Source organism: Serratia sp. TSA_198.1 (assembly GCF_052686505.1).
The window spans coordinates 45,707-71,112 of sequence record NZ_JBQZFP010000002.1 but is presented as its reverse complement, the minus strand read 5'-3'; the positions used below and the strand labels follow the sequence as shown (position 1 = coordinate 71,112).

19 protein-coding genes and 3 tRNA genes are annotated in these 25,406 nt (G+C 57.3%); 15 read left to right on the top strand and 7 right to left on the bottom strand.

The genetic code is table 11. The annotated features are described in order from the left end of the window. Positions 1–5: 5 nt before the first annotated feature. The 8 genes from ACUTSW_RS11725 to recD all read left to right on the top strand — a co-directional run bounded on the left by ACUTSW_RS11725 (position 6) and on the right by recD (position 14,034). Positions 6–512 carry a prepilin peptidase-dependent protein gene (locus ACUTSW_RS11725; protein ID WP_062868383.1) on the top strand — a complete coding sequence of 169 codons (507 nt, stop codon included), beginning with the start codon at positions 6–8 and terminating at the stop codon, positions 510–512. After that, positions 500–1,078, top strand: a complete 579-nt coding sequence (locus ACUTSW_RS11720; protein ID WP_445584485.1) for a prepilin peptidase-dependent protein — start codon at positions 500–502, stop codon at positions 1,076–1,078. Before ACUTSW_RS11725 ends, ACUTSW_RS11720 begins: the two co-directional genes overlap by 13 nt. Further along, positions 1,075–1,521 carry a YgdB family protein gene (locus ACUTSW_RS11715; protein ID WP_004952275.1) on the top strand — a complete coding sequence of 149 codons (447 nt, stop codon included), beginning with the start codon at positions 1,075–1,077 and terminating at the stop codon, positions 1,519–1,521. The genes ACUTSW_RS11720 and ACUTSW_RS11715 overlap by 4 nt, the downstream gene beginning before the upstream one ends. Continuing rightward, positions 1,511–1,906, top strand: a complete 396-nt coding sequence (locus ACUTSW_RS11710; protein ID WP_445584484.1) for a prepilin-type N-terminal cleavage/methylation domain-containing protein — start codon at positions 1,511–1,513, stop codon at positions 1,904–1,906. Before ACUTSW_RS11715 ends, ACUTSW_RS11710 begins: the two co-directional genes overlap by 11 nt. 10 nt (positions 1,907–1,916) lie before the next feature. Continuing rightward, positions 1,917–5,288 (top strand): exodeoxyribonuclease V subunit gamma, encoded by a 3,372-nt coding sequence (recC, locus tag ACUTSW_RS11705; RefSeq protein WP_445584483.1) that lies wholly within the window; start codon positions 1,917–1,919, stop codon positions 5,286–5,288. A gap of 462 nt (positions 5,289–5,750) precedes the next feature. Beyond that, on the top strand, positions 5,751–8,639 hold the full coding sequence (gene ptrA / locus ACUTSW_RS11700) for a pitrilysin (protein WP_063200275.1): 2,889 nt from the start codon (positions 5,751–5,753) through the stop codon (positions 8,637–8,639). Then, the gene (recB, locus tag ACUTSW_RS11695) at positions 8,636–12,187 is read left to right on the top strand and encodes an exodeoxyribonuclease V subunit beta (protein WP_445584482.1); all 3,552 of its coding nucleotides are present in this window, start codon (positions 8,636–8,638) and stop codon (positions 12,185–12,187) included. Before ptrA ends, recB begins: the two co-directional genes overlap by 4 nt. Further along, positions 12,184–14,034, top strand: a complete 1,851-nt coding sequence (gene recD / locus ACUTSW_RS11690) for an exodeoxyribonuclease V subunit alpha (RefSeq protein WP_004952266.1) — start codon at positions 12,184–12,186, stop codon at positions 14,032–14,034. The genes recB and recD overlap by 4 nt, the downstream gene beginning before the upstream one ends. 87 nt (positions 14,035–14,121) lie before the next feature. Here the strand turns inward: recD and argA are convergent, their stop codons facing one another. After that, on the bottom strand, positions 14,122–15,447 hold the full coding sequence (argA, locus tag ACUTSW_RS11685) for an amino-acid N-acetyltransferase (protein ID WP_006327565.1): 1,326 nt from the start codon (positions 15,445–15,447) through the stop codon (positions 14,122–14,124). 239 nt (positions 15,448–15,686) lie between these two features. On the opposite strand from argA, the gene amiC reads away from it, so the two are divergent. After that, entirely contained in the window at positions 15,687–16,937 is a 1,251-nt protein-coding gene (gene amiC, locus ACUTSW_RS11680) for an N-acetylmuramoyl-L-alanine amidase AmiC (protein WP_445584481.1), read from the top strand. A 100-nt stretch (positions 16,938–17,037) separates the two neighbouring features. On the opposite strand, the gene ACUTSW_RS11675 is transcribed toward amiC, so the two are convergent. From ACUTSW_RS11675 to ACUTSW_RS11665, 3 genes are all read right to left on the bottom strand, one after another. Then, positions 17,038–17,114, bottom strand: a tRNA-Met gene (locus ACUTSW_RS11675). A gap of 64 nt (positions 17,115–17,178) precedes the next feature. Further along, positions 17,179–17,255 (bottom strand) — tRNA-Met (locus ACUTSW_RS11670). Between the two features lie 63 nt (positions 17,256–17,318). Then, positions 17,319–17,395 (bottom strand) — tRNA-Met (locus ACUTSW_RS11665). A 214-nt stretch (positions 17,396–17,609) separates the two neighbouring features. Between ACUTSW_RS11665 and mltA the strand changes: the two genes are divergently transcribed. Then, positions 17,610–18,752, top strand: coding sequence for a murein transglycosylase A (gene mltA / locus ACUTSW_RS11660; protein WP_062868376.1), 1,143 nt, complete (start codon positions 17,610–17,612; stop codon positions 18,750–18,752). 92 nt (positions 18,753–18,844) lie between these two features. Continuing rightward, complete coding sequence (gene tcdA / locus ACUTSW_RS11655) at positions 18,845–19,651, top strand: tRNA cyclic N6-threonylcarbamoyladenosine(37) synthase TcdA (RefSeq protein WP_004952255.1); 807 nt, start codon at positions 18,845–18,847, stop codon at positions 19,649–19,651. Here tcdA and csdE read toward each other — a convergent pair. Next, entirely contained in the window at positions 19,642–20,076 is a 435-nt protein-coding gene (csdE, locus tag ACUTSW_RS11650; protein ID WP_062868375.1) for a cysteine desulfurase sulfur acceptor subunit CsdE, read from the bottom strand. The two genes, tcdA and csdE, sit on opposite strands and share 10 nt — an antisense overlap. Positions 20,077–20,094: 18 nt before the next feature. Then, positions 20,095–21,300 carry a cysteine desulfurase CsdA gene (gene csdA / locus ACUTSW_RS11645; RefSeq protein WP_445584480.1) on the bottom strand — a complete coding sequence of 402 codons (1,206 nt, stop codon included), beginning with the start codon at positions 21,298–21,300 and terminating at the stop codon, positions 20,095–20,097. Between the two features lie 194 nt (positions 21,301–21,494). Between csdA and ACUTSW_RS11640 the strand changes: the two genes are divergently transcribed. The 4 genes from ACUTSW_RS11640 (at position 21,495) to rlmM (ending at position 24,572) form a co-directional block, all read left to right on the top strand. After that, positions 21,495–21,719: a YgdI/YgdR family lipoprotein gene (locus ACUTSW_RS11640; protein WP_004952250.1), complete on the top strand. Its 225-nt coding sequence runs from the start codon at positions 21,495–21,497 to the stop codon at positions 21,717–21,719. Positions 21,720–22,111: 392 nt separating this feature from the next. Further along, entirely contained in the window at positions 22,112–23,029 is a 918-nt protein-coding gene (locus ACUTSW_RS11635; protein ID WP_004952248.1) for a transcriptional regulator GcvA, read from the top strand. Between the two features lie 51 nt (positions 23,030–23,080). Further along, the gene (locus ACUTSW_RS11630) at positions 23,081–23,476 is read left to right on the top strand and encodes a DUF423 domain-containing protein (RefSeq protein WP_004952246.1); all 396 of its coding nucleotides are present in this window, start codon (positions 23,081–23,083) and stop codon (positions 23,474–23,476) included. Beyond that, the gene (gene rlmM, locus ACUTSW_RS11625; RefSeq protein WP_013814279.1) at positions 23,469–24,572 is read left to right on the top strand and encodes a 23S rRNA (cytidine(2498)-2'-O)-methyltransferase RlmM; all 1,104 of its coding nucleotides are present in this window, start codon (positions 23,469–23,471) and stop codon (positions 24,570–24,572) included. The genes ACUTSW_RS11630 and rlmM overlap by 8 nt, the downstream gene beginning before the upstream one ends. A 26-nt stretch (positions 24,573–24,598) precedes the next feature. Here the strand turns inward: rlmM and xni are convergent, their stop codons facing one another. Then, on the bottom strand, positions 24,599–25,357 hold the full coding sequence (xni, locus tag ACUTSW_RS11620) for a flap endonuclease Xni (RefSeq protein WP_445584479.1): 759 nt from the start codon (positions 25,355–25,357) through the stop codon (positions 24,599–24,601). Positions 25,358–25,406 lie beyond the last annotated feature (49 nt).

Here is a 25,406-nt window from a genome sequence, read left to right as displayed (position 1 = left end):
CCGCCATGAACGACAACCTGATTTTCAATACCGAAGACCAGCGCGGCATGACGCTGATTGAACTGCTGGTGGTGATCACCCTGGCGGGCATGCTCACCGGCTGGGGCGTCAGCCATTGGCACCATTATCAGCAGAGCCTGCGGCTGGAACATACCGCTCAGCAGTTGCTGGCGTTTCTCACCCGGATGCAGGCGGACGCCAACTGGCGTAACCGCACGGCGTTGCTGTGGTTTAAAACCGGCGATCCCTGGTGCATCGGGATCAATCAGCCAGTGTCGGGGTGTGAGGGGCATAGCGATGACCTGTTCAGCCCGCATTACCGGGATGTAAGGCTGGCAGAGCATACTCAAAAGGAGATGGGATTTTATGGGTTACGCAATAACGCGCAGGCTGGGCATATCGTGCTCAATAACGGTGCCGGTAGCCTGCGACTGGTGCTGTCCGCCAAAGGTCGGCTGCGCCTGTGCAGCGAGGACGTAAGCATACGGGGGATTACGGCATGCCAGCCCTAGAGCGAGGTTTCACGCTGCCGGAGGTGATGCTGGCGCTGACGTTCGGCAGCCTGATTATGCTGGCGGCGGCTAAAACCTACCCGGTGTTGCGGCAGCACAGTGTCGATGTCGGCCGGCACTACCGGCTGGAATCGGTGCTTCGGCAGTTGGCGTTCGGCATTGAGAAAGATCTGCGTCGCACCGGTTTCTGCGCCGGTAACTGCCGCGGGCGGGCATTACTGATTGGCCATGCACCGGGAGAGGCGGCGGGCAGTTGTGTGATCGTCGCTTACGACATCACCCGTAACGGCCGCTGGGAGACGCTTGGCGCAGATGCCGGATATTTTGGTTACCGGCTGCGGCAAGGGGCGCTGGAAGGGCAACGTGGCGTAACCCACTGCCACGGCACGGGTTGGGAGCGGTTACTGGATAACGACGAAGTGCGCATTGAAACTTTCAGCGTCAAATCGGTCGCGGGGAGCAGTGGCAAAACATGGATCATGCTGTCGCTGGCCGGGCGTTCGAAGGCGGATGACGCTATACGCCGCAGCCTGCACTGGGCGATTAACATGGCCTCGCTACCATGAGTGCAGTAGGGCAGCGTGGCGGCAGCACGTTGGCGGCAGTGATGCTGCTGTTGGTGATGGGGCTGATGCTGTTGAATGCCCAGCACCGCCAACTGGATAGCGCTTTGCTGCTGGCCGCCGATCAACAGCGCTATCTGAAGGCATACAACCAGGCTGCTTCGGCGCTCAGTTGGGGCGTGGCGCAGTCCTGGCCTCGCAACAGGTTAGGGGCCAACGGCTGGTGGTGTCAGCAAACCGCAGAGCTGCGCGCCTGCGCCAAATTGTCTGCCCAGGCGGGGATTGTGCTGGTGCGGGGGGACGGGGCGATGAGTGAAGGGGAGCCGTTGCGATTATATCAATTGACTAAACCGGATGGCACGGGCAGTACCTTTGAGCTAAGGGCGGAAATCGGCGGTTGGCTGGATTTTTGCCCCGAAAAACGGGAAACGGACTGTGCGGATTAACGTGCGGGTGGCTCCCGCAGCAGGGCTATGGCACCAACAGGGTTTCAGCCTGCCGGAAGTGCTGATTGCCGCATTGCTGTTCGCGGTGTCGCTGCTGGGATTGTTACAGTATCATCAGGTGCTGTTGCACTCTTTTCAGCGCCAGTGGCAGTATCGGCAAGCATGGTCGTTGGCGCACCAACAACTGGAAGTCTTTGCGGCCACCGGTCGCACGGATGCAGGACTGTTGCCCTTGCTGCCCGGGTGGCAGCGCGAGATGCGGCTGAACTCTCCGCAAGCCGCTTGCCAACGGCTGACGGTAAGAATACAAACGCCTCAGCGGCAGTGGGCTGAATTGAATCGCTGGTACTGCACCGCCGGTACTCCGGCAGATATTATGTTTTAAGGGAGCACCCATGTTTAGGGTTTATCATTCCAATCAGTTGGATTTGCTGAAAACGCTGACCAGCACGTTGATAGCCAGAGAGCCATTGGCCGATCCTTTTCAACAGGAAGTGGTGCTGGTGCAAAGTCCGGGTATGGCGCAGTGGTTACAGATGCAGCTCGCGGAACAGTTTGGCATCGCCGCCAATATCGTCTTTCCACTGCCTGCAACCTTCATCTGGGACATGTTCACCCGGGTTTTGCCCGGCATCCCGAAAGAGAGCGCCTTCAGTAAAGACGCCATGACCTGGAAACTGATGTGGCTCCTGCCGGATCTTCTCACCCGGCCGGAATTTTCCCCGCTGCAACATTACCTCACCGACGACGGCGACAAGCGTAAAATTCATCAGCTTGCCGGCCGGGTGGCGGATCTGTTTGACCAATATCTGGTGTATCGCCCGCAATGGCTGGAAAGCTGGCAAAAGGGTGAAAGCATTGATGGGCTGGCGGAGGCCCAGCAATGGCAGGCACCGCTGTGGGCGCGGCTGGTCGAATATACCCATGAGCTGGGGCAACCGGAATGGCATCGCGCAAACCTGTATCGTCGCTTTATCAGCGTGCTGGAAAAGGCGGAACGCTGCCCGGAAGGGTTACCGCCGCGGGTGTTCATCTGCGGTATCTCGGCGTTGCCGCCGGTGTATCTGGAAGCCTTGCAGGCGCTGGGGCGCCATATTGATATTCACCTGATGTTCACCAATCCGTGTCGCTACTATTGGGGGGATATTCAGAGCCAGTCATTCCTGGCGAAATTGCAGAGCCGCAAGCGGCGCCATTATCAGGATAAAACGGAATATGCCTTATTCAGAGATCCCGATAATGCCGCCGCGCTGTTTAATGCTGAAGGCGAACAAGATCTGCCCAACCCGCTGTTGGCTTCATGGGGCAAGTTGGGGCGTGACCACCACTTTTTACTCTCGCAGATAGAATCTTCGCAGGAGATTTTTGCGTTTGTAGATATCCCTGCGGATAACTTATTGCACGCCATTCAGCACGATATGCTGGAGTTGAAAAATAGCGCCGTCATCGGCACCACGCTGGAGACGCTGGAGAGCAGCGCGACCAAACGCCGGCTCGATCCCGAGGATCGCTCTATCAGCCTGCACGCTTGCCACAGCCCGCAGCGTGAGGTGGAGGTTTTACACGACCAACTGTTGACCATGCTGGCGGCAGATCCTGCGCTGACGCCGCGCGATATCATCGTGATGGTGGCAGATATCGACAGCTACACGCCTTATATTCAGGCGGTGTTCGGCAATGCCTCCCCTGAACGCTATCTGCCGTTTGCGATCTCTGACCGCAAGGCGAGCCAGTCGCACCCGGCGTTGCAGGCGTTTATCTCGCTGCTGGATTTGCCGCAGAGCCGTTTTACTTCCGAACAAGTGTTGGCGCTGCTGGAAGTGCCGGCGCTGGCGGCGCGTTTCTCTATCCAGGAGGAGGGGCTGCGCCTGTTACGCCACTGGGTTGGGGAGTCCGGCATCCGCTGGGGGCTGGATGACGACAACGTACGTGAACTGGATCTGCCGGCCACCGGCCAGCATACCTGGCAATTCGGCATTACCCGAATGCTGTTGGGCTACGCCATGGACAGCGATGCCGGCGATTGGCAGGGCGTGCTGCCTTATGATGAGTCTAGCGGCCTGGTCGCGGAGCTTGCCGGGCAGTTGGCCGAGTTGTTGGCCTCCCTCAGCCGCTGGCGGCAACGATTGACCGAGGCGCGCGCTCTGTCGGAGTGGCTGCCGCTTTGCCGCCAATTGCTTGATACCTTCTTTGAGCCGGACGACGAAACCGAGGCGGCACTGGCGCTGATTGAGCAGCAGTGGAGCAAAGTGTTTGAACACGGGCTGGCGGCGCGCTACCCCGATGAGGTGCCATTAACTATTCTGCGTGACGAACTGGCTGCGCGTCTCGATCAGGAACGTATCAGTCAACGCTTCCTCGCCGGGCAAATCAACTTCTGCACGCTGATGCCGATGCGTTCCATTCCGTTCAAAGTGGTTTGTCTGCTGGGCATGAACGACGGGGTTTATCCGCGCACTTTGCCGCCGCTGGGCTTCGATCTGATGGCACAGCAGGTAAAACGTGGCGATCGCAGCCGTCGCGACGACGATCGCTATCTGTTCCTGGAGGCGATTCTGTCGGCACAGCAGCGGCTGTATATCAGCTTTATCGGTCGTTCCATTCAGGATAACAGCCTGCGTTACCCTTCGGTGCTGGTAACCGAACTGCTGGAGTATCTGGAGCAAAGTTATTGCCTGCCGGGTGATGAGGCGCTGGACGCCGATGCCAGTGCACTGAAGGTCGGTAAACACTTGCTTAGCTGGCACGCGCGCATGCCGTTCGCCGCCGAGAATTTTTTGCCCGGCACGGAAGCGCAAAGCTATGCCGCCGAATGGCTGCCCGCAGCTGATAAACGCGGTGCGGCGCATCCGCCGTTTAACCAACCGCTATTGCCTGATGAGCAGACCCAGATCTCGCTGGATGATTTGCTGCGGTTCTATCGCCATCCAATCCGCGCGTTCTTCCAACTGCGGCTGGGGGTCAGTTTTATCCTTGAAGAAACCGAATTGCCGGACGAAGAGCCTTTCATCCTGGATAATCTCAGCCGCTATCAGCTCAACAGCCAATTGTTGAATACCTTGATTGACGGCGAGGATGCCGCCCGTTTGTTCCAGCGGGCGCGTGCCGCCGGCGGCTTGCCTTTTGGGCCCTTCGGCGAGATTTACTGGCAGAAACAGCAAGAGGAGATGAGCGAACTGGCCGAGCAGGTGCGCGCCGAACGCAGCGAAGGGCACAGTCTGGAGCTGGATATCGACATTGCCGGGGTGCATATCAGCGGCTGGTTGCATCAGGTACAGGAGGATGGGCTGTTGCGCTGGCGGCCGGCCACCCTGTCGGCGGTTGATGGCATACTGTTGTGGCTGGAACATCTGGCATACTGCTGCGCCGGGGGCACGGGGGAAAGCCGTATTTATGGCCGCAAAGGCGCCGCGTGGCGTTTTGCCGCGTTAACCGCCGAGGATGCCCGCGAGCAGTTGGCTGAGCTGGTGGCGGGTTATCAGCGTGGTTTATGCCAGCCGTTGCTCTTGCTGAATAAAAGCGGTTGGGCGTGGCTGAGCCAGTGCTATCAACCGGAAACCCAGAGCATTGACTGGGATGAAGAGGTGCAAATCAAGGCGCGGGCCAAGTTATTGCAAACCTGGCAGGGCGATCAGCGCATTCCTGGAGAAGGCGAAGACGCCTATGTCCAACGGGTATTCCGTCAGTTGGACAATGCCTGTTTAGAGCAAATTCTGGCCGAAACAGAACGTTACCTGTTACCGGTGGCGAAGCATAATTTAGGCTGATCCCTTGGCATTACCTGGAGTTATTTACCCTATAAATTTCGAGTTGGCCGCTCAAGCCGCATCCATATGCTCGCGGCATTCGTACATCCCTGTACAGCACAGCTAGGCGCCCGGTTAGTTCATCCCCAGGCGCTTATTCCGGTAAGTCACTGGAGTGACAAATCTGCCCGGAACAGATTTGAACGCTGCTTGCAGCGGCCCCGAAGGGGAATGGCCCATGGACGGGCCACGTAAATAAGTGCAGGTAACAACGTTGCGACTTGAAAGGCGACGGGTAAAATCCCCCGGTGGTACTGATTGCCCTGAGGTGGTAAAAATAAGCAGGATTATATTCAACTATCGGGGTTAGCTCCGGTCTTACATAACGTACAGGTATATAGCCTTTTGTTGTGTTGTTTTGATGCACACCGCCAACGTCAGGGATTTGGCGTAGCGGTGTCAGAATAGGGGTTCATTTTGGATATGCGCAGACAGTTGGCCCGCATTACCGGGTTAGTATTATTGGCCATGTGTTGGGCACCGTTAAGCTGGGCCGCACAGGGATGGCAACCGCTGGCGGAGAAGATCAACAAAAGCGATCACGATCCACGCCAATATCAGGCGATTAAGCTGGCAAACGGCATGACCGTCTTGTTGGTATCCGATGCTCAGGCGCCAAAATCATTGGCGGCACTGGCGCTGCCGGTGGGATCGCTGGAGGATCCGAACAGCCAACTTGGGCTGGCGCACTACCTGGAGCACATGGTGCTGATGGGGTCCAAGCGCTATCCGCAGCCGGAAAACCTGGCGGAGTTTCTGAAAAAGCACGGGGGTAGCCACAACGCCAGCACCGCGTCTTATCGCACCGCGTTCTATCTGGAAGTGGAAAACGACGCGTTAGCGCCGGCGGTAGACCGCATGGCGGACGCCATTGCGGAGCCTCTGCTGGATCCCGGCAATGCCGATCGCGAACGCAATGCGGTCAATGCCGAACTGACGATGGCGCGTTCACGCGACGGCATGCGCATGGCGCAGGTCGGGGCGGAAACGCTGAACCCGGCTCACCCGAGCGCGCGTTTCTCCGGCGGTAACCTCGATACCCTGAAGGACAAGCCGGGCAGCAAGCTGCATGACGAACTGACGTCATTCTACCAGCGTTATTATTCGGGCAACCTGATGATGGGCGTGTTGTACAGCAGCAAGCCATTGCCGGAACTGGCCGAACTGGCGGCCAATACGTTCGGCAAAGTGCCCAATCGCGAAGCCAGCGTGCCGCCAATTACCGTCCCGGCGGTCACCCCTGAACAGCAGGGCATCATCATCCACTATGTGCCGGCACAGCCGCGCAAGCAGTTGAAAGTGGAGTTCCGCATTGATAACAACAGCGCTGAATTCCGCAGTAAGACCGATACTTATATTAGCTACCTGATTGGCAACCGTAGCCAAAATACCCTGTCTGACTGGCTGCAAAAACAGGGGCTGGCGGATGCGATCAACGCCGGGGCCGATCCGATGGTGGATCGCAACGGCGGGGTATTCTCAATCAGCGTATCCCTGACCGATAAAGGCCTGGCCAAGCGTGATGAGGTGGTGGCCGCCATCTTTAACTACCTGAAAATGCTGCGCAGCGAAGGCATCAAGCAAAGCTATTTCGATGAGATCTCCCACGTTCTCAACCTGGATTTCCGCTACCCGTCGATCACCCGCGATATGGACTACATAGAATGGTTGGTGGACACCATGCTGCGCGTGCCGGTAGAACACACGCTGGATGCGCCTTACCTGGCCGATCGCTATGACGCCAAGGCGATTGCCGAACGGCTGGACGCCATGACGCCGCAAAATGCGCGCATCTGGTTTGTCAGCCCGAATGAGCCGCATAACAAGATGGCCTATTTCGTCAACGCGCCTTATCAGGTTGATAAAATCGAGCCGCAGCGTTTCGAACAGTGGCAGCAGTTGGGCAAGGGGATCAGTCTCTCGTTGCCTGCGCTGAATCCGTATATTCCCGATGACTTTACCCTGAACAAACCGTCTCACGAGTTCAAGAAACCGGAAATGGTGGTCGATCAGCCGGGTCTGCGGGTGTTGTATATGCCAAGCCGTTACTTCGCCGACGAGCCGAAAGCCGATGTCACAGTGGCGTTCCGCAACGCAAAAACCATGGATTCTGCGCGCAATCAGGTGCTGTTTTCGCTGACCGACTATCTGGCGGGTATTTCGCTGGATCAACTGAGTTATCAGGCCTCGATTGGCGGGCTGAGCTTCTCGACTTCGCCGAACAATGGCCTGATGTTCAATGCCAACGGCTTTACCCAGCGTTTGCCGCAGTTGCTGACCTCGCTGATTGAGGGCTATTCCAACTTCACGCCGACGGAAGATCAACTGGCGCAGGCCAAATCCTGGTATCTGGAACAGCTGGATTCGGCTGAGAAAGGGAAAGCGTTCGAGCTGGCGATCCAACCGGTGCAGATGGTTTCCCGCGTGCCGTACTCCGAGCGCAGTGAGCGCCGCGAGGTGCTGAAGACCCTGACGCTGAAAGACGTTCTGGCATACCGCGACAGCCTGTTGGCCGACGCCACACCGGAGTTGCTGGTGGTGGGCAATATGAGCAAGCAACAGGTGGATACCCTGGCCTCAACGCTGAAACACCGCCTGGGCTGCACCGGCATTGAATGGTGGCACGGCGAAGACGTTGAAGTGGCTAAAAAACAGTTGGCTAACCTGCAGCGTGCGGGCAGCAGCACCGACTCGGCGCTGGCGGCAGTCTATGTGCCGACCGGGTATGATGAAGTGACCGGCATGGCTTACAGCTCGCTGCTGGGGCAGATTATCCAGCCCTGGTTCTACAGCCAACTGCGTACTCAGGAACAATTGGGTTATGCGGTGTTTGCTTTCCCAATGTCCGTGGGCCGCCAGTGGGGGATTGGTTTCCTGCTGCAAAGCAACAGCAAGCAGCCGGCATATCTGTATCAACGCTATCAGGATTTCTACCCGAAAACTGAAAAGCGCCTGCGTGAGATGAAAGACGCGGACTTTGAACAGTACAAGCAGGCGATGATCAACGAACTGAAACAGCGCCCGCAAACCCTGAGCGAAGAAGCCAGCCGCTTTGCCAATGATTTCGATCGCGGCAATTTTACCTTCGATACCCGCGAGAAGCTTATTGAGCAGGTTAAGCAACTGACGCCGACCAAACTGGCGGATTATTTCCACCAGGCGGTCATTCAGCCGCAGGGGCTGGCGGTGCTGTCGCAGGTCAGCGGCAGCGGGCAAGAGAAAGCGGATTATGCCGTGCAGCAGGACTGGGTCACCTATCCAAACGCCTCTGCCCTGCAGCAAACCCTGCCGCGTAAGGTGGCGACACCATGACAGAGGCTGCCCCGCAGAGGCTTGATCCGCTGACGCTGCCGCTGTTTGGCGAACGGCTGATAGAAGCGTCGGCGGGGACCGGCAAAACCTTTACCATAGGTGCGCTGTATCTGCGCTTGCTGCTTGGCCTGGGCCAGGCGGCGGCCTTTCCCCGGCGGCTGACGGTGGAGGAGATTCTGGTGGTGACCTTTACCGAGGCGGCCACCGAAGAGCTGCGTGGGCGTATTCGCAGCAATATCCATGCGTTACGCATTGCTTGCGTCCGCGGTCTCAGCAAGGATCCCTTGTTGTCTGCGCTGATGGCGGAGATTGACGATCTGCCCGATGCCGCCGCGCAACTGTTAGCGGCCGAACGGCAGATGGACGAAGCGGCGATCTACACCATCCACGGCTTTTGCCAGCGCATGTTGACTCACAACGCCTTCGAGTCCGGCATTCTGTTTGAGCAAACGCTGGTGCAGGATGAATTGCCGCTACGGCGTCAAGCCTGTGCAGACTTCTGGCGTCGCCATTGTTATCCGTTGCCATTGGGCGTCGCCCGGGCGGTGAGCCAGGAGTGGAGCGGCCCGGAGGCGCTGCTGGCCGATCTTTCCGGCTATCTGAGCGGCGAAGCGCCAACGTTGCGTCGGCCACCGAAAGATGAAGAAACGGTATTGATGCGCCATGAGCAGATCGTGGCGCGCATTGACGCTATCAAAGCACAGTGGCAGGCGGCGGCGGGGGATCTGGAGGCGCTAATCAGCCAGTCCGGCGTTGATAAGCGCAGCTACAGCAGTAAACACCTGCCTAATTGGTTGCATAAGGTGGGTGAATGGGGGGGGCTGGAAACCCAGGATTACCAGTTGCCGAAAGAGCTGGAAAAATTCCGTCAGTCAGTGCTGCTGGATAAAACCAAAAAGGGCGATCCGCCCCGGCATGCCTTGTTTGTGGCAATAGATGAGTTGTTTGATGAGCCGCTGACGTTGCGCGATTTGATAATGGCGCGGGCGCTGAGTGAGATTCGTCTCTCCATTCAACAGGAGAAACGCCAACGCGCCGAACTGGGTTTTGACGATCTGCTAAGTCGGTTGGACAGTGCGCTGCAAAGTGAAGGCGGCGAGCGGTTGGCGCAGGCGATTCGCCAGCGTTATCCGGTGGCGATGATCGATGAGTTCCAGGATACCGATCCGCAGCAATACCGTATCTTCCAAAAGCTCTACGTCGGCCGGTCGGAATGCGGCCTGTTGCTGATAGGCGACCCGAAACAGGCTATTTATGCCTTCCGCGGTGCCGACATCTTTACCTATATGCGCGCCCGTTCCGAGGTAAGCGCCCACTACACACTTGAGACTAACTGGCGCTCGTCACCGGCAATGGTGGGTAGCGTTAACCATCTGTTTACTCAGGTAGAAAAACCCTTCCTGTTCGGTCAAATTCCCTTTATTGAGGTGGCCGCCGCCGAGAAAAATCGCGGGTTGGCGTTTGAGCTGAATGATCAGCCACAGCCGGCGATGCAGTTTTGGCTGCAGCAGGGTGAAGGCGTTGGCGTTAGTGAGTACCAACAATTGATGGCGCGCCTGTGCGCCACGCAAATCCGTGACTGGCTCAGTGCCGGGCAACGTCAGCAGGCCTGGCTGGTGGACGGCGAAAAGCGGCGGGCGGTGCAGGCTTCCGATATTACCGTGCTGGTGCGCAGCCGCAATGAGGCGGCGTTGGTGCGTGATGCGCTCAGCGCTCTGGCCATCCCGTCGGTCTATTTGTCCAACCGCGACAGCGTGTTTGATACGCCGGAAGCCAAGGATTTGCTGTGGCTGTTGCAGGCGGTGCTGGCGCCGGAGCAGGAGCGCACGCTGCGCAGCGCCATGGCGACCGGGCTGATGGGGTTGGATGCGCAGGCGCTGGACGGCTTGAATCGCAACGAACGCGCCTGGGATAGGCTGGTCAATGAGTTCGATGAATACCGTACGCTCTGGCTGCGCCGTGGTGTCTTGCCCATGCTGCGTGAGGTGATGAATGAGCGCCACCTGGCGGAAAATCTGCTGGCCAGCCCCGGCGGCGAGCGTCGGTTGACCGACGTGATGCACTTGGGGGAGTTGTTGCAAGAGGCCTCTGCGCAACTCGACAGCGAACATGCGCTGGTGCGCTGGCTGGCACAGCAGATTGCCCAACCAAATCGCCAATCCGACAACCAGCAACTGCGGCTGGAGAGCGACCGCCATCTGGTAAAGGTGATCACCATCCATAAATCGAAAGGGCTGGAGTTCGATCTGGTGTGGTTGCCGTTCGTCGGCAATTTCCGTCAGCAGCAGCAGGTGCTGTACCACGATCGGCAGAGTTTCCAGGCCCTGCTTGACCTTAACGCCGATGAAGAAAGTATCGAATGGGCGGAAGAAGAGCGGTTGGCAGAAGATTTGCGCCTGCTGTACGTAGCCTTGACCCGTTCGGTATACCACTGCAGCATCGGCATAGCGCCATTGATCCAGGGTACGCGCAAGAAACAGGGTGATACCGATTTGCACCGCAGTGCGCTGGGTTACCTGGTGCAGGCCGGCCAGGCCGGAGATGCGGCCTGGCTGCAACAACGTCTGCAGCAACTGGCTGGAGGGGGAGTTGCACTGTCGTTGGTTGAACAACTGGATGAACAGGCTTGGCTGCCCCAAGCGCCGGCGTTAACCGAGCTGGCGGCAAAAAGTTTCACGCGCCCGGTGCAGGATTTCTGGCGGGTGACAAGTTACACCGGCCTGCAGCAACACGGCTCTGGCCTGATGCAGGATCTGCTGCCACGGCTGGATGTCGACGCCGCAGGCGAACAGGCGCTGGACAGTGAGCCAGCGCTCACACCGCATACCTTCCCGCGCGGCGCAGCACCGGGAACCTTCTTGCACAGCCTGTTTGAAACGCTGGATTTCACCCAACCCCTTGATGAGCAATGGCTGTTTGAACAGTTGCAACAGCAAGGGTTTGCCGAGCACTGGCAACCGGTACTGCTGGCATGGATGCAGGTGTTGCTGAATGTCCCGCTCAATGATGCCGGTGTTTCGTTGTCGGCGCTGGCACCGCAGTATAAACAGGCCGAGCTGCAGTTTTACTTACCCATAGAAAAACTGTTGCAGGCGGGCGAGCTGGATAAGCTGGTGAAAAAATACGATCCGCTTTCAGCCCGCTGCCCGACGCTGAATTTCCAGCAGGTGCAGGGAATGTTGAAGGGGTTTATCGACCTGGTGTTTTGCTGGCAGGGAAAATACTACCTGCTGGATTACAAATCCAACTGGCTGGGAGAGGACAGCAGCGCTTATACCCGTGCGGCGATGGAGCAGGCGATGGCGGAACACCGCTACGATCTGCAATATCAGCTGTACACGCTGGCTCTGCATCGTTATCTGCGCCATCGGTTGCCGGATTATGACTATCAGCGCGACTTCGGCGGAGTGATTTATTTGTTCCTACGCGGGGTAGACGCACAGCACCCGGGCAACGGCATTTTCGCCTGCCGCCCAGAGCCGCAGTTGGTGGAAGGTATGGACCGCCTGTTCAGCGGCGAAGCCATTACGGCGGAGGATGAACCATGATCGCTCTACTGGAGCAGGCGCAGGCACTTGGCGTGCTGCGCCCGCTGGACTTGCAGTTCGCCCGTATAGTGGCCGGGGAGGAAGAGCCTGACATTTTGCTGGCTGCCGCCTGCCTCAGTGCGGAAGCAGGCGCCGGCCATGTTTGCCTGATGCTGGAGCAGTTACTGCCGGAAAATCTGTTTGAGGGGCGTCAGCCGGAATTGGCTCAAGCCGTGTGGCTGGCGGCCGGGCAACCGGATCTTGCCCGTTGGCAGCAGCGCCTGACGGCCAGTGCGGCGGTGGGTGACGGCAGCAGCGCCATGCCGATGGTGCTGCAACAGCAGCGTTTGTACCTGCAGCGCATGTGGCAGAACGAAGGCGAGGTAGCAGAGTTTATCAGCAGCGACAGTATCCATCAGGCGGTTGACGAGCCTGAACTGCGAGCCATCCTCGATCGGCTGTTCGGCGAGGCGACGAATGAGCCGGACTGGCAGAAAATTGCTGCCGCAGTGGCCGCGACGCGGCGTATTGCGGTGATTTCAGGTGGGCCGGGCACCGGCAAAACCACCACCGTCGCCAAATTGCTGGCTGCGCTGGTACAGCTTGCCGATGGCAGGCGTTTGCGTATTCAACTGGCGGCACCCACCGGCAAGGCGGCGGCGCGTTTGACCGAATCGCTCGGCAGCGCCGGCAGGCAGTTGGCGTTAACCCCGGAGCAACGTGCGTTGTTCCCCACCGATGCGTCGACGCTGCACCGCCTGTTGGGCGCTCAGCCCAATAGCCAGCGCATGCGTTATCACCGTGGCAACCCGCTGCATCTGGATGTGCTGGTGGTGGACGAGGCTTCAATGGTCGATCTGCCGATGATGGCGCGTTTGATTGCCGCATTGCCCACCCAGGCGCGGGTGATTTTCCTTGGCGACAGAGATCAACTGGCGTCGGTAGAGGCCGGTGCTGTTCTGGGGGATATCTGCCGTTTTGCCGAGCAGGGATACAGCGCTGCTCGCGCGGAACAACTCACCCGGCTGACCGGCTGCCTGTTGCAGGGGCAAAGTGCGCAGGCGGAAGCGGCGGTACGAGACAGCCTGTGCCTGCTGCGCAAAAGTTATCGTTTTGATGCCGATTCGGGCATTGGCCAATTGGCCTTTGCGGTGAATGCCGGTGACGGCAAGCGGGCGGCTTGGGCACTCAGCGGCAGCTTCAGTGACGTTGCGGGTTACCCATTGGCAGAAACGGAGGACTATCAGGCCCTGCTGAACGCCTGTGTAGCAGGCTATGGTGATTATTTGCAGCGGGTCGCTGCCAGGGCGGATGCGGGAGAGGTGTTGGAGGCGTTTGGTCGTTTCCAGGTGCTGTGCGCGCTGCGCGAAGGGCCATTCGGTATCGCCGGGCTGAACGAGCGTATCGAGGCGGGGTTGCAACGGGCCGGGCTGATCCAGCGTACGCCAGGGGCTTTAGGGCGTTGGTATCCCGGTCGTCCGGTGATGATTGGCCGCAACGACAGTGCGCTGGGGCTGTTTAACGGCGATATCGGTATCGCCTTGCGTGATGAGAGCGGCGAGCTGCGCGTGCACTTCCAACTGCCGGACGGCAACATCAAATCGGTGCAACCGAGCCGTTTACCGGCGCATGAAACCGCCTATGCAATGACGGTGCATAAGTCTCAGGGATCGGAGTTTGATCATACGGTGCTGGTGTTGCCCAATCATTTCCTGCCGGTATTGACCCGTGAACTGGTGTATACCGCCATCACCCGCGCACGTAGCCAGCTTTCGCTGTATGCCACCGATAGCGTGCTGATGCGGGCGATCCGCACGCCAACCCAACGCCGCAGCGGGTTGGCGGAGCGCTTGCAGATAACGGTATAAAAGCGAAACGGGTACTGAGGCTTTCAAACTGCAGTCAACAAGGCTACAGCTTGAAAGAAGACGGGCGTAGGCCACGCCCGCAGAGGATTACAAGTCCGCCAGCAGAATCTTCGAACGGCGTTGGTAGTTGTACAGCGCCTGTTTTTGCATCGGCAGCACGTCCACTTCCGCCGGCGTGAAACCGCGCTCCTGGAACCAGTGGATGCTGCGTGTGGTCAGCACGAACAGCTTTTGCAAACCCATCTGACGCGCCTGGCTTTCCACCCGTTGCAGCAGCATTTCCCCGCGGGATGAGCTGCGGTAGTCCGGATGTACCGCCACGCAGGCCATCTCGCCGATTTTCTCTTCCAGGAACGGATACAGCGCCGCACAGGCGATGGTCAGATTATCGCGCTCAATAATAGTGAATTTGTCGATCTCCATCTCCAGTTGCTCACGGGAGCGGCGCACCAGGATACCCTGTTGTTCAAGCGGGCGGATCAGTTCCAGAATGCCGCCGATATCGTTAATGGTCGCCCGGCGTACCTGTTCGGCGCTCTCCATGACGATCTGGGTGCCGATACCGTCGCGTGAGAACAACTCTTGCACCAGCGCTCCGTCTTCCTGATAGCTGATCAGGTGGCTGCGGCGCACGCCGCTGCGGCAGGCCTTCACCGCACCACGCAGGAAACGTACGGTGCCTGAATGGTAATCGCCGCTGGCTTCGCGTTCTTCGATACGTTTTTGCGCGTCATTGGGGAACAGCTCGGAAATGATATTGCCTTCCTGATCGGTGACGCCCTGCGACGAGCAGAACCCGATCATTTTTTCCGCCTTCAGCTTGATGGCCAATTGGGTGGCCACTTCTTCTGACGTCAGGTTAAAGCTTTCGCCGGTAACGGAAACGGCGACCGGACCGATCAGCACGATAGCGTTACTGTCGAGTTGACGGTGGATCGCTTCTTCATCAATACGGCGAATACGGCCGCTGTGGCAATAGTCCACGCCGTCATCAATCCCTAACGGCTGGGCAATGATAAAGTTGCCGCTGACCACGTTGATGTGCGCGCCTTGCAGCGGCGTATTGTTGAGGCTCATCGACAGCCGTGCGGTGATGTCCAGTTGCAGCAGGCCCGCCGCTTGCTTAACCAGCTCAAGCGTGTGGGCGTCGGTGACCCGGGTATGCTTGTGATAAATAGGTTCGTAGTTATGCTGCGCCAGATTGCTGTCGATCTGCGGCCGTGCGCCATAGACCACCACCAAACGAATCCCCAGGCTATGCAGCAGCCCGATATCGTTGACGATGTTGGAAAAATTCTCATGCTCTATGGCTTCTCCCCCAAGCATGACGACAAACGTCTTGCCGCGGTGGGCGTTGATATAGGGAACTGAGTGACGGAATCCTTGAACAAGCTCGGTACTACGTTCCTTCACGGCAAAACCTCTTTTGCATATTTATACGATATTTTTGTATTTTTATTCTTTTATAGCCCCGATGGCAAGCGGGAAATTGTCTGTATTTATTTGCGGAAGGGGCTAATGGGGTAATAAATTGAAAAACCTTGGAAAGATTTTCTGATGACAGCGCCGGGAGGATTCGTTAAAGTTTTTGCCATTCCCGTTTTATCGGCGTTTTTTCATCTGTTTTAACCTGTTATCACTGCCGGAGTCGCATGCCAAACTCAAATCACAATCTGGGCCGCCGTCGTCTATTGCAGGGGGTTGCCGCAAGTTGGTTGCTGAGCGTGAGTCGCATAGGCTTCGCGGCATCATCGCACGTGATTGCCGTACGTGTCTGGCCTTCTTCTACTTATACCCGGGTGACGCTCGAATCAAACACCGAACTGAAATATAAACAGTTTGCGCTGACCAATCCCGATCGCGTGGTGGTGGATATCGAAGGGGTGCATCTCAATAGCGTTTTGAAGGGCATTGTCGGCCAGGTTCGCGCTGACGATCCCTATTTGAAACAGGCGCGCGTCGGTCAGTTTGATCAAAACACCGTTCGGCTGGTGTTGGAACTTAAGCAGAGCGTCAGCCCTCATATGTTTACTCTGCCGCCGGTACCGGAATATCGCAACCGTCTGGTGATGGATCTGTATCCCAGCAAGGGCGGCACTGGCGAAGACTATGATCCGCTATTGGCATTACTGGAAGATTACAACAAGGGCGATCTCGAGCGCACTTTGCCGGCCGAGGCGCCGCAGGCAGGCAAGGCGGGGCGCGATCGCCCGATTGTCATCATGCTGGATCCCGGCCACGGCGGCGAGGATCCGGGGGCGATTGGCAAATTCAAAACGCGCGAGAAGGATATCGTGTTGCAGATCGCCCGCAAACTGAGCGCGTTAATCAAGCGCGAACCGAATATGAAGGTGTTTATGACGCGCAATGAAGATGTGTTCATTCCGCTGAAGGTGAGGGTGGCGAAGGCGCGCAAGCAGCGTGCCGACCTGTTCGTCTCTATCCATGCCGATGCCTTTACCAGCCAGGCCGCGCGCGGATCTTCGGTATTTGCGCTATCGACCAAGGGCGCCACCAGTTCGGCGGCGAAATTCCTGGCGCAAACTCAAAACGAATCGGACAAAATCGGCGGCGTAAGCAAAAGCGGCGATCGCTATCTGGATCACACCATGTTTGATTTGATCCAAACCGCAACCATCAACGACAGTCTGAAATTCGGCAAGGAAGTGCTGAACCGAATGGGCAAAATAAACCGTTTGCACAAGAATCGCGTCGATCAGGCCGGTTTTGCGGTGTTAAAAGCCCCCGATATCCCTTCGATCCTGGTTGAGACGGCGTTTATCAGCAATATTGAAGAAGAGCGTAAGCTGCGAACCAGTCATTTCCAACAGCAGGTGGCGGAATCCATTCTGGCGGGTATCAAGGCGTATTTCGCCAACGGCGGCGCGGCAGCGCGCGGATAAGGTGTAAGCTGATGCGGCTGGGTGGGTGCCTGGCCGGGTTTTGGCAGATTTCAGATACAAAAAAACACCCGTTAAGGTGCTTATCTGTAGTCATTAAGATTGGTTGCGGAGGCCGGATTTGAACCGACGACCTTCGGGTTATGAGCCCGACGAGCTACCAGGCTGCTCCACCCCGCGTCCGTCTTAATGCTTGTATTATCGAAACCCAACATTCATGTGATACCGCTGGTACAGTATCGGTTGGTTGCGGGGGCCGGATTTGAACCGACGACCTTCGGGTTATGAGCCCGACGAGCTACCAGGCTGCTCCACCCCGCGTCCGTATAATACTTTTTTCATCGAATCCCAACCTTTACGTGATACCGCTGATGCAGTATCGGTTGGTTGCGGAGGCCGGATTTGAACCGACGACCTTCGGGTTATGAGCCCGACGAGCTACCAGGCTGCTCCACCCCGCGTCCGATGGAAGCGCACTATACTCTCCGTGCATTTTGTTGCAACCCTTTTTGCAATTAATTGAGTTAAAGCCATCTTTATGCTGAATTAGTCCGCAATTTGCGTTCTTTTTCATCGTTATCCGCCGTGCGGGTTTTTTTATTTGCGGCGATTCCCTTATCTATGGGTGTTTGTTATCGTTCGCCGGTAGATCATATCTGTTTGAGAGTGTGTGCGATGAAAGGACGTTGGGGCAAATACCTGCTGGGCGGGTTGATGGTAGCGGTATTGGCAGGCTGTTCGTCAAAGCCGACCGACCGGGGGCAGCAGTATAAGGATGGGCATCTGGATCAGTCGCTGGAGTTGGTGAATCAACCCAACGCCAAAGGCGTGCCGGTTAACGCCAGGGATTACTCGAATCAGCTGATGGAGATTAGAAACGCTTCTCCCGCACTGTTTAATCGCAACAACAGCACCTTTCAGGCAGTGCAAAGCTGGATGGCCGCCGGTGCCGATACCCGTCAACTGAACCAATACGGTCTCAGCGCCTATCAGATGGAAGGCGTGGACAACTACGGCAACGTGCAGTTCACCGGCTACTATACGCCGGTCGTGCAGGCGCGCTATACCCAGCAGGGTGAGTTCCGTTACCCGCTGTACCGCATGCCGCCAAAAGGCAAAGGCCGCCTGCCGGATCGCGCAGGCATTTACTCTGGCGCGCTGGATGACCGTTATATCGTTGCCTACACCAACTCGCTGATGGACAACTTTATGATGGAAGTTCAGGGCAGCGGCTATGTGGATTACGGCAATGGTCAGCCGCTGGTGTTCTTCGGTTACGGCGGCAAGAACGGCCATGCCTATCGCAGCATCGGTAAAGTGCTGATCGATCGCGGCGAAGTGGCCAAGGCGGATATGTCGATGCAGGCGATTCGCCAGTGGGCCGATACCCACAGCGCAGCAGAAGTGCGTGAGTTACTGGAGCAGAACCCTTCCTTTGTGTTCTTCCGTCCGGAGGCTTTTGCGCCGGTACGGGGCGCCAGTGCGGTACCTTTGATTGCCAAAGCTTCGGTAGCTTCCGACCGTTCACTGATCCCGGCAGGCACCACGCTGCTGGCAGAAGTGCCTCTGCTGGACAACAAGGGTAAATTCACGGGAAAATATGAGATGCGCCTGATGGTGGCTCTGGACGTGGGCGGCGCTATCAAAGGCCAGCACTTCGATATGTACCAGGGCATCGGGCCGGACGCCGGCCACTCGGCGGGGTATTACAATCATTACGGCCGAGTCTGGGTGCTGAAAGGCGGTAACACCGGTACGCCACTATTTACCAGCCAGACTTCTTCCGCTAACGGCGGTTCGTTGTTGGTTACCCGCTGACGACAATAAGTCATAGGGTACGCCGATATTGACCCGCAAGGGCCGGATCTTCCGGCCCTTATCATTTGCATTGTTAAGGTAAGTAACGCGTTATGAGCACAGCCTATTCTGAAGCCTATCTGCAGCGTTTTGGCGGCACGGCACGTTTATACGGTCAGCAGGCGCTGGCGCTGTTTGCCCAGGCGCATGTGTGCGTGATTGGCATCGGCGGCGTGGGTTCCTGGGCGGCAGAGGCTCTGGCCCGTACCGGTATCGGCGCCATTACGCTGATCGATATGGATGATGTCTGCGTCACCAATACCAACCGCCAGATCCATGCGTTGCGCCAGCACGTTGGCCAGTCAAAGACGGAAGTGATGGCGGAGCGCATTCTGGCGATCAACCCTGAATGCCGGGTAACCTGCATTGACGACTTTATAACTGCGGACAACGCGGCAGAGCTGCTGAACAACAATTTCAGCTACGTGATCGACGCGATCGATAGCGTACGGCCGAAAGCTGCGCTGCTGGCTTATTGCCGTCGTTACAAGATCCCGGTGGTCACTACCGGCGGCGCCGGCGGGCAAATAGATCCGACGCAGATAGCGGTGGCCGATTTGGCGAAGACCATTCAGGATCCGCTGGCGGCCAAGCTGCGCGAGCGGCTGAAGAATGATTTCAACGTGGTGAAAAACAGTAAGGGCAAGCTCGGCATTGATTGCGTGTTTTCCAGCGAACCGCTGGTGTATCCGCAGCCGGACGGCACGGTTTGCGCATCACGCAGCACCGCGGAAGGGCCAAAAAGAATGGATTGCAGCGCGGGATTCGGTGCGGCGACCATGGTTACCGCGACCTTCGGCTTTGTCGCCGTGTCCCACGCTTTGAAGAAAATGGTAGCGAAAGCCGCGCGTCAGGCGTAACGCGCGGCGATCGCTTTCACCCCGGCGGCCAACGCTTCCAGCCCGCTGGCACGAGTGGCGCTGAGCTGAGCGCGCAGCGCCAGTTGCTCAAACAGCGCCAGCGGATCCATTACCGCAATTTGCTGCGGCGTTTTACCTTCCACAGCCGTCAGCACGACTGCCAGCAGGCCGCGTACGATGCGGCCTTCGCTGTCACCATAAAAATGCAGCGTGCCGTCAGCCAATAATTGATGCCCCAGCCAGACGCGGTTCTCACAGCCGCTGAGCTCCATCTCTGCCGTGCGTAACGGCTCCGGCAGTGGCGGCAACTGTTTCGCCAGCATAATCAGTTGGCGATAGCGATCTTCCCACTGCTTAAGCGCGGTAAATTTTACGATCAGCGCCTCGGCGGTAATTTCGCTGCCAAAGGGATGTGGGGCAAGCATAGCGTCTCCGAAGTTAATTTAGTCGGCCAGCAGATCTATGGCGTTGATCAGCGCTGTCACCAGGTTTTCAACGTCTTCCGTGGTGTTGTAAGGCGCGAATGACGCACGCAGTGTACCGCTGACACCCAACGCCGCCATCAGCGGCTGGGCGCAGTGCTGGCCGGCGCGCAGCGCGATGCCTTGCTCTGCCAAAAGAGTGACGATATCGCTGTGATGAATGCCGGCAATATCGAATGCCAGCAGGCTGGAACCTGAACAGCGGAAGCTGCGAAAGCCCGGTAACTGCGCCAGCCGTTGCTCGGCCAGATCGGCCAAATCGCGGCTGTAGCGCTCGGCGCCTGCTCTATCCTGAGTGCCAAGCCATTCCAGTGCCGCGGCCAGCCCCAGTACGCCGGCGATATTGGGTGTGCCGGCCTCAAAGCAGTGCGGCGGTTTCTGCGGCGTGAAGCCCTCGAATGACGCCTGGGTCAGCATTTTACCGCCGCCTTGCCACGGCGCCATCAGTGCCAGTAATTCGCTTTTTCCGTACAGCGCACCTATGCCGGTCGGGCCATAGAGTTTGTGGCCGGAGAAAGCGTAAAAATCAATATCAAGCTGCTGAACGTCGGCCGGGCAGTGCACTATGCCCTGTGCTCCGTCGATCATCACGCGCGCGCCGACGCCGTGGGCCAGCGTGATGGCTTGCGCCAGATCCGGGCAACCGCCGGTGACGTTGGACATTTGCCCCAGCGCCAACAGCCGGGTTTTATCGTTGAGCAGCCTAGGGAGCTGTGTCAGGTCCGGCAGGCGATCGACACCAAGCGGCAATTTCACCACCCGCGCACCAGTTTGTTCCGCCACCATCAACCAGGGGATCAGGTTGGCGTGGTGTTCGGCTTCGCTCACCAGAATTTCGTCACCCGGTTGCAGCAGGGGGCGGGCATAGCTTTGCGCCACCAGATTGATTGCCTCGGTGGTACCGCGGACCCAAATAATGTCATCGGCCGTGGGGGCATTGATCAGCGTAGCGACCTGCCGGCGCGCCTGTTCGAAGCGGGCGGTCAAATCCTGTGCCACGCGGTGTTGGCTGCGATGCACCGTGGCGGCATCGTCACGGTAAAACTGCTGCGTCGCCGCGATAACCGCCAGCGGCTTCAACGCGGTGGCGGCGCTGTCGAGATAACTTCCCGCCTGCTGCAGGGCCGGAAACTGATTACGAAAATCGGTGGGATTAAAAGGTGTCATACCCTGATTGTCACTGGCTGAGTCAATGGGTGATCCTGTCCTATTTTTTCGTCGGAGACAAGTTCTCCCGTCCATTAGGACTTATCGTCTGGAAATCTCTGATAAGTTTGTTATGCTATTAAGTGCCTACCAAGTAATGGCGTTAAATAACATAAAAGGTTTTTTACAGCATTTTTATCTACAAGGAGTCCGCAATGAAGAAAACAGCCGCAGTTATTTCTGCTCTGATGCTAACGTTTACCCTGGCCGCATGCTCCAGCAATTACGTAATGCATACCAATGATGGACGCACCATTGTCGCTGACGGAAAACCAAAGGTGGATAACGACACAGGCATGATCAGCTATAAAGACGCCAACGGCGTTGAACAGCAGATCAACCGTTCAGACGTGAAAGAGATGGTTGAAAGCAACCAGTAACCTCGTCAAAAAACGGGCAAAAAAAAGCACCGCAAATATTGCGGTGCTGCATAAAATCACTATGGACAGACAGGGTAAATGTACAGGAAGTGAAAAAACAGTAGCTTAGCTACCATGTCTGGATTGCCAGACAATTTGCAAACACAACATCACAACCACAAGCCAAAAGTTCATCGGCGTCCTCGACACCCACTCCCTTTTCGTTCCGGCCCGGGAAGTGCCGCCACTATAGGTATTTGCTGGCGCATGCTCAACGGACAATTTATAATGGCTCGGATTAAAAAAACTAATGATAGCGGTTTGCTGTCGTGGACCTGCAACTTGGTACACAGCGTCGCCTGATTTTTTATGCCGAATCATTCGGAATATTGTTACACAAAAGTAGCTAATAAATGTCTAAACGCTTACCACCTCTCAATGCGCTGCGGGTCTTCGACGCGGCGGCTCGCCACCTGAGTTTCACCAAAGCGGCAGAAGAGCTGTTCGTTACCCAGGCCGCCGTGAGCCATCAGATCAAGTCGCTGGAGGACTTCCTCGGCCTGAAGCTGTTTCGGCGGCGCAATCGCTCGCTGCTGCTGACGGAAGAAGGGCAAAGTTATTACCTGGATATCAAGGAAATCTTCTCTTCGATCAACGAAGCTACCCGCAAGTTGCAGGCGCGCAGTGCCAAGGGGGCATTAACCGTCAGTTTGCCGCCGAGTTTCGCCATTCAGTGGTTGGTGCCGAGGCTCTCTGGCTTTAACTCAGCTTATCCGGGGATCGACGTGCGCATCCAGGCAGTGGACCGTGAGGAAGAGAAGCTGGCGGACGATGTCGATGTAGCGATTTTTTATGGTCGCGGCAATTGGCCAGGGGTGCGCGCCGAACGTTTATACGCGGAATATCTGTTGCCTGTGTGCTCACCCAGCCTGTTGACCGGGGAACATGCGTTAAAAGTGACGGACGATCTGGCTTATCACACGCTACTGCATGATACTTCACGCCGCGATTGGCTGGCTTATACCCGACAGTTGGGATTGCAGCACATTAATGTGCAACAGGGGCCGATTTTCAGCCACAGCGCAATGGTAGTTCAGGCTGCGGTTCATGGTCAGGGAGTGGCGCTGGTGAATAACGTGATGGCGCAAACTGAAATCGAAGCCGGGCGGCTGGTTTGCCCGTTTAACGATGTACTGGTCAGTAAAAACGCTTTTTATCTGGTATGCCATGACAGCCAGGCAGAACTGGGTAAAATAGCCGCCTTTCGTCAGTGGATCCTGGCACGGGCAGCCAGCGAGCAGGAGAAATTCCGCTTTCGCTATGAACAATAAGGCCGGCCGCCGTTCTGCGGCAGCCGGTTTTCTTCAATAAGGTAAATAACGATGAGCAGTCGTTCAATGCTGATTTTTGCCGCTATCAGCGGCTTTGTATTTGTTGCCCTGGGCGCGTTTGGCGCGCACGTATTAAACGGCACGCTGGGTGCAAACGAGATGGCCTGGATCCGTACCGGGTTGGATTATCAAGGGTTCCATACCCTGGCGATCCTGGTGCTGGCGGTGGCGATGCAGCGCCGCGTCAGCCTGTGGTTTTATTGGAGCGGGGCGCTGTTGGCGCTCGGCACCGTACTGTTCAGCGGCAGTCTGTACTGTCTGGCGCTGTCACACCTGAAGGTCTGGGTCTATATCACGCCGGTTGGCGGCGTGTGCTTCCTGATCGGCTGGGCATTGATGTTGATTGGCGCTTTGCGTCTGAGGAAAAAGGCCGAGCGCCATGAATAAGCTTGCGTTGTATTGCCGTCCTGGTTTTGAAAAAGAGTGTGCGGCGGAAATTACCGCCAAGGCTGCCGAGCTGGAAGTCTTTGGGTTTGCCCGGGTAAAAGATAATAGCGGCTACGTGCTGTTCGAGTGCTATCAGCCGGATGACGCCGACCGCCTGGCGCGGGAAATCCCGTTCCGTGAACTGATTTTTGCCCGCCAGATGCTGGTGGTTGGCGAACTGCTGCGCGATCTGCCACCGGAAGATCGCGTGTCACCGATTGTCGGCATGTTGATTGGCGTGGTCGATCGCGGCGGTGAGCTGCGAGTGGAAGTGCCGGATACCAACGAAAGCAAAGAGCTGATGAAGTTCTGCCGTAAACTGACCGTGCCGCTGCGTGCCGCAATGCGTGAGCAAAAGGTGCTGATGGCGCGTGAGAACGCGACCCGCCCGGTGGTTCACGTGTTCTTTATCGCACCGGGTTGCTGTTATGTCGGCTACTCCTTCAGTAACAACAATTCGCCGTTCTATATGGGGATTCCGCGCCTCAAGTTCCCTTCCGACGCACCGAGCCGTTCTACGCTGAAACTGGAAGAGGCGTTCCACGTGTTCATTCCCGCCGATGAGTGGGACGAACGTTTGAGCAGTGGCATGCACGCGGTCGATCTGGGCGCTTGCCCGGGCGGCTGGACCTATCAACTGGTGCAACGCAGCATGATGGTGCATGCGGTGGATAATGGCTTGATGGCGCAGAGCCTGATGGATACCGGGCAGGTTACGCATCACCGCGCCGACGGTTTCAAATACGAACCAAGCAGCAGCAAGATTTACTGGCTGGTGTGCGACATGGTGGAGAAACCGGCCAAAGTGACCAGCTTGATGATCCAGTGGTTGGTCAAAGGTTGGTGCCGTGAGGCGATTTTCAACCTGAAGCTACCGATGAAAAAACGTTACGAAGAGGTTTCGCAGAATCTGCAGACCATCAAGGAAGCGTTGGACGCGGTTGGCATCAGTTCAGAAATTCATGCCAAACAGCTTTATCACGATCGTGAAGAAGTCACGGTACATGTGCGCCGTATGTGGTCGGCGGTGCCGGGGCGTCGCGACGAGCGTGAATAATTGACCGGGCGCTGCTTGCAGCGCCTTTAGCTAACCGGTAACCGTAACTGCTGCAGGTTGCCGGTTAACGTCAAATCGGTGCGCAGCGTGGCGACCTTTTTACTGACGTAAGCCATGTCGCGGTGTTGTTGCAACTTGCCGCGCCATTTTTCCGCCACCTGTTCCAGATCCTGATACAGCCCATCCAACGTACCCGCCTGTTGTAATAACAATACCGCCGTTTTCGGCCCGATGCCGGCCACGCCAGGAATTTTGCTGCTGCTTATTCCCGCCAGCCCCCAGTAATCCGCCAATTGCTGTGGCACAACCCCGAATTCCTGTTGCACAAAGGGCATGTCCAGCCAGCGTTTCTGGAAGTAATCGCGGATCTGCACGTTGGGCGCCAACAGTTGGCAATAACCTTTGTCGGTGGACACTATCGTCACCTGATGGCCGCCGCCGGCGACCTTGGCCGTCAGCGTTGCCGCCAGATCGTCCGCCTCATTGCCCGGCGAATGCCAACAGGCGACGCCGAGCGCTTCGAATGCCTGCCGCAGCTGTGGCATTTCCTGCTGTAAGTTTTCCGGCATCGGCGAGCGTCCGGCTTTGTAGTCGGGCAGAATTTGGTGACGCCAGCTTTCACTGCGGTCATCTTCGTCGAATACTGCCACCGCATGGGTTGGCCGGCTGTGCTGGATCAGCTGTTGCAGCGCATGTTGGCAGGCATTCACGCAGGGAGAACCCTGCACGGCGTGGATGCGGCGAATTAAGTTCAGGGCGTCAACAATCAGTAGGTGTATAGGCATTTATTCGTCGTCTTTCAAGCCGCAGCGTGGCTGACTTCCCGTACCCATC

Excerpts from the sequence above, each read along its gene's own strand:
- recC (WP_445584483.1), top strand. The coding sequence starts at position 1,917 with ATGTTTAGGGTTTATCATTCCAATCAGTTGGATTTGCTGAAAACGCTG.
- ACUTSW_RS11640 (WP_004952250.1), top strand. The coding sequence starts at position 21,495 with ATGAAGAAAACAGCCGCAGTTATTTCTGCTCTGATGCTAACGTTTACC.
- tcdA (WP_004952255.1), top strand. The coding sequence starts at position 18,845 with ATGAGCACAGCCTATTCTGAAGCCTATCTGCAGCGTTTTGGCGGCACG.
- csdA (WP_445584480.1), bottom strand. The coding sequence starts at position 21,300 with ATGACACCTTTTAATCCCACCGATTTTCGTAATCAGTTTCCGGCCCTG.
- ACUTSW_RS11630 (WP_004952246.1), top strand. The coding sequence starts at position 23,081 with ATGAGCAGTCGTTCAATGCTGATTTTTGCCGCTATCAGCGGCTTTGTA.
- recB (WP_445584482.1), top strand. The coding sequence starts at position 8,636 with ATGACAGAGGCTGCCCCGCAGAGGCTTGATCCGCTGACGCTGCCGCTG.
- amiC (WP_445584481.1), top strand. The coding sequence starts at position 15,687 with ATGCCAAACTCAAATCACAATCTGGGCCGCCGTCGTCTATTGCAGGGG.
- ACUTSW_RS11715 (WP_004952275.1), top strand. The coding sequence starts at position 1,075 with ATGAGTGCAGTAGGGCAGCGTGGCGGCAGCACGTTGGCGGCAGTGATG.
- xni (WP_445584479.1), bottom strand. The coding sequence starts at position 25,357 with ATGCCTATACACCTACTGATTGTTGACGCCCTGAACTTAATTCGCCGC.
- ACUTSW_RS11725 (WP_062868383.1), top strand. The coding sequence starts at position 6 with ATGAACGACAACCTGATTTTCAATACCGAAGACCAGCGCGGCATGACG.
- csdE (WP_062868375.1), bottom strand. The coding sequence starts at position 20,076 with ATGCTTGCCCCACATCCCTTTGGCAGCGAAATTACCGCCGAGGCGCTG.
- recD (WP_004952266.1), top strand. The coding sequence starts at position 12,184 with ATGATCGCTCTACTGGAGCAGGCGCAGGCACTTGGCGTGCTGCGCCCG.
- ptrA (WP_063200275.1), top strand. The coding sequence starts at position 5,751 with ATGCGCAGACAGTTGGCCCGCATTACCGGGTTAGTATTATTGGCCATG.
- mltA (WP_062868376.1), top strand. The coding sequence starts at position 17,610 with ATGAAAGGACGTTGGGGCAAATACCTGCTGGGCGGGTTGATGGTAGCG.
- ACUTSW_RS11635 (WP_004952248.1), top strand. The coding sequence starts at position 22,112 with ATGTCTAAACGCTTACCACCTCTCAATGCGCTGCGGGTCTTCGACGCG.
- rlmM (WP_013814279.1), top strand. The coding sequence starts at position 23,469 with ATGAATAAGCTTGCGTTGTATTGCCGTCCTGGTTTTGAAAAAGAGTGT.
- ACUTSW_RS11720 (WP_445584485.1), top strand. The coding sequence starts at position 500 with ATGCCAGCCCTAGAGCGAGGTTTCACGCTGCCGGAGGTGATGCTGGCG.